The organism is Micrococcus sp. HMSC31B01, assembly GCF_001816085.1.
Taxonomy (GTDB): Bacteria; Actinomycetota; Actinomycetes; order Actinomycetales; family Micrococcaceae; genus Micrococcus; species Micrococcus luteus.
In genome coordinates this window covers 1-3,041 of the sequence record NZ_KV825426.1, presented here as the reverse complement: position 1 = coordinate 3,041, position 3,041 = coordinate 1, and the positions used below count along the sequence as shown (strand labels likewise).

Here is a 3,041-nt window from a genome sequence, read left to right as displayed (position 1 = left end):
GGCGGGCGTCGCCCTCACGTCGGTCCCGCATCCGGCGGTGCTGGTGCCCGCCCTCGTGCTCGCGACGGGCGCGTTCTTCGCCGCCCACGCCGTGGCCTCCGCGTGGTCCGGGACGGCCGCCCCCGCGGGCCGCGCCCAGTCGACCTCCCTGTACAACTTCGCGTACTACGCCGGCTCGAGCCTCTTCGGCTGGCTGGGCGGCGTGTTCCACGAGTCCCACGGGTGGCCGGGGACGGTGCTGATGGTCCTGGCCCTGGTGCTGACCGCCCTGGCGAGCGCCGTCGTCGTGCTGCGCGGGCGCGGGACGGCCCCGGCGCGCTGAGCCGGGGCCGTCGTGGGGGCGGGTGTCAGCGGGTCGACCCGCGGGTCACCAGCCGAGGGCCTCGGCATCCGTGCCGGTGGCGGACCGGGCCTGGTCGCGCCAGGTGGCGAGGACCTCCGGGTCCTGCAGCTCGAGCCACGCGATCATCTGCTGGTAGGTCACGCAGTAGGTGTCCTCCTCGACGCAGACCTCGCGCATGACCTTCTCCACAGCCGGGTTGAACGCGTTGAGACCCCAGTCGTTGAAGTGGTTGCCGAAGACCAGCGGGGCGCGGTTGCCCGCGAACGCCGAGTCGTACATGTAGCGGTAGGTGCGGTACTGGAAGTCGGTGAGTCGGGAGACGTCCTCGGGGATGTCCTTGCCGCCGTTGCCGGAGATCCAGAAGTTGTAGTCCATCGCCATCACGAACGGGCTGGCCGCGTCCTTCTCGGCGAGCACGGGGGACCAGGTCATCGGCATCTCGAACTCCCAGATCCCGTCCTCCTGGTAGGGCCAGGCGACGCCGGAGGCGGCCGCGGCACGGGACGTGTCGTACTCGAGTCCGTTGTCCTTCCACATCGGGACGAGCTGGTCCCACTCCCCGTCGAGGCAGGGCAGACGTCCGCCCTTGACGTCCTCGGGGGTGACCTCCAGCGTCGGCAGGGTGCTGCCCGGGTTGTAGGCGCCGGGGTCGGAGAGGATGTCCGTGAACGAGCCGTACTCCTGCTCCCACTCGGCCGTCGACCACTTGTCGCCGCCGTACGTCGCAAGGGCGCACAGGTGACCCGCGTAGTGGGTGCCGATCTCGTGGCCGGCGGCGTGGGCCGTGTTGATGTTCTCGATGCGCTGCGCCACCTCGGCCTCGTCGCCGCCGAACTCCGTGCCCACGTAGCCGGGCTCGTTGCCGGGCGCCGTGTAGTTCTCCCGATTGGCGGTCTCGATCAGGTTGATCGCCGACTGGAACACCGTGAACTTCGCGTCGGAGTCCGCCGCCGCGTCCAGGAAGGTCTTCCAGCGCGCGTCCTGACGGCCGCCGTCGAAGGAGAAGAGGACGAACTGCGGCGGACGCTCCTCCGCCGTGAAGGCCCGCATCGGCACGCCCTCATGGGAGCGGGCGGCCAGGGGGAGCGCGGGGTCCGCGGGGTCTGCGGCGGCCGACGGCGAGCCCTCACCGGACGACGCCGCATCCGAGGACCGTCCCTGCGACGACGCCGGGGCGTCCGAGGAGCCCGACGGCGCGGCCGCCGTCCCCTCGTCCCCCTGCGGGGCGGCACAGCCGGCCAGCACGAGGGCGAGCGCCACCGACGTCCCCCACCAGCGGCGTCGCCGGGACGAGGGGGTGTCGACGGTGCGGGCGGACGGGCGGGGGAAGGACATGCGGTCTCCTGGCTCGGTCGAGTGGCGGGCGGAGTGTCTCCTCCATGGCCGCCGTGACCAGACACGGAGGACTCCACATTCCACCGTAGGGGAGGCCCCCCGGTGGCTCTGGAGCCCTGGCAGAATTGTGACCAGGTTGTGATGTGGCGCCGCGGCCGCCGGCATGGCCCTCGCGGGCCACACCTAGACTGGAGGCATGGAATATCTCGTCCCTGTCCTCGCGGTGGTCGTCATCGGCGCCCTCGCGTTCGCCGCCGCCCGGTGGATGTCGGCCGGTCGAGCGCGTCAGGCGGCGGACCCGCGCACGCCGTCCGGTCGCGGGCTGGACATCGGGCCGGAGCGAGCGCGTCTGGCGGCGGGGCTGCTGGACGAGAACGCCCATCGGCGCGTGTACGGGCACATCGCCCAGAACCGCGTGATGGAGGCCGTGCGCGACTACCGCGCCCACACGGGACGTGGCCTGAAGGACGCCGTCATGGACGTGCAGTCCCTCGCCGTGCATCCGCAGGTCTACTCCGAGCCGGTGCAGGAACCGGACGCCACGTCCGCCGGAGTCGCGGGGCCCGTTCCCGGCGACCATGGGGAGCCCCACCGGGACGACGCGGCCCCGGCCGAGACCCCCGGGCCGAAGCGGCCCGGACAGGATTCGAGCGGGCGGGGGGAGCCGGACGCCCAGACGCCCGATCGCGAGACCTCTGACGCCGTGGCCGAGGACGACGCCCGGCAGGACACCGACCACGCCTCGGCCGCGCCGCGTCCGACGGCGCCGTCTGCCGACGAGTTGACGACCCTGACCGTCCCGGCCGAGTGGACCGCCGCCCCCGCCGAGGAGGAGCTCCCCTTCGAGGTCGAGGTGATGCGGGGGACGGAGTCCGTCCGCCTCTCCTCGCAGGACCTGCCGCCGTGGCTGCGCGACCAGCTCGCCGCCATGGTGCGGGACGGCAACCTCGAGTCCGCCGCCGTCCAGCTGTCCAGCCACTCGGAGCTCTCCGTGCCAGAGGCGTACGAGCTGCTGCGCCGCATGCGCGAGCGTCGCGGGGAGGGCTAGTCACCAGCCGGTCGGCATGTCAGGTCCCCGCGTACAGACGCGAAGAGGGCCGGAATCGCGTGGATTCCGGCCCTCTCTGGCGGAGACGGGGGGATTTGAACCCCCGGCCCAACTTTCGTCGAGCCCTTCATTAGCAGTGAAGTCCATTCGGCCGCTCTGGCACGTCTCCTCCATCCGGCGCGCCTCGCACGGGGCGACGCGCGGCCAGACCGGTTCAGCTTAGCGCGCCAGGCCAGGGCAGGGCAAAGGAGCGGCGTGCTCACGGACGGATCACCATCGCGCACGAGCGGGGCCCCGGATCCATGGATCCGGGGC

Annotated in this window: 2 protein-coding genes, 1 tRNA gene and 1 pseudogene; 2 read left to right on the top strand and 2 right to left on the bottom strand. The window is 72.4% G+C overall.

Features of this window, described 5'->3' with window-relative positions:
• Window positions 1-322, top strand: a pseudogene (locus HMPREF3105_RS11830) (MFS transporter); the annotation flags it as partial.
• 45 nt (window positions 323-367) lie between these two features.
• On the opposite strand, the gene HMPREF3105_RS11825 reads toward HMPREF3105_RS11830, so the two are convergent.
• Window positions 368-1,678: a polysaccharide deacetylase family protein gene (locus tag HMPREF3105_RS11825; RefSeq protein WP_070709794.1), complete on the bottom strand. Its 1,311-nt coding sequence runs from the start codon at window positions 1,676-1,678 to the stop codon at window positions 368-370.
• A gap of 196 nt (window positions 1,679-1,874) precedes the next feature.
• On the opposite strand from HMPREF3105_RS11825, the gene HMPREF3105_RS11820 reads away from it, so the two are divergent.
• A complete protein-coding gene (locus HMPREF3105_RS11820; RefSeq protein WP_070709792.1) occupies window positions 1,875-2,726 on the top strand; it encodes a hypothetical protein in 852 nt (283 codons plus the stop codon).
• A gap of 77 nt (window positions 2,727-2,803) precedes the next feature.
• Here HMPREF3105_RS11820 and HMPREF3105_RS11815 read toward each other — a convergent pair.
• Window positions 2,804-2,895, bottom strand: a tRNA-Ser gene (locus tag HMPREF3105_RS11815).
• Window positions 2,896-3,041: the final 146 nt, after the last annotated feature.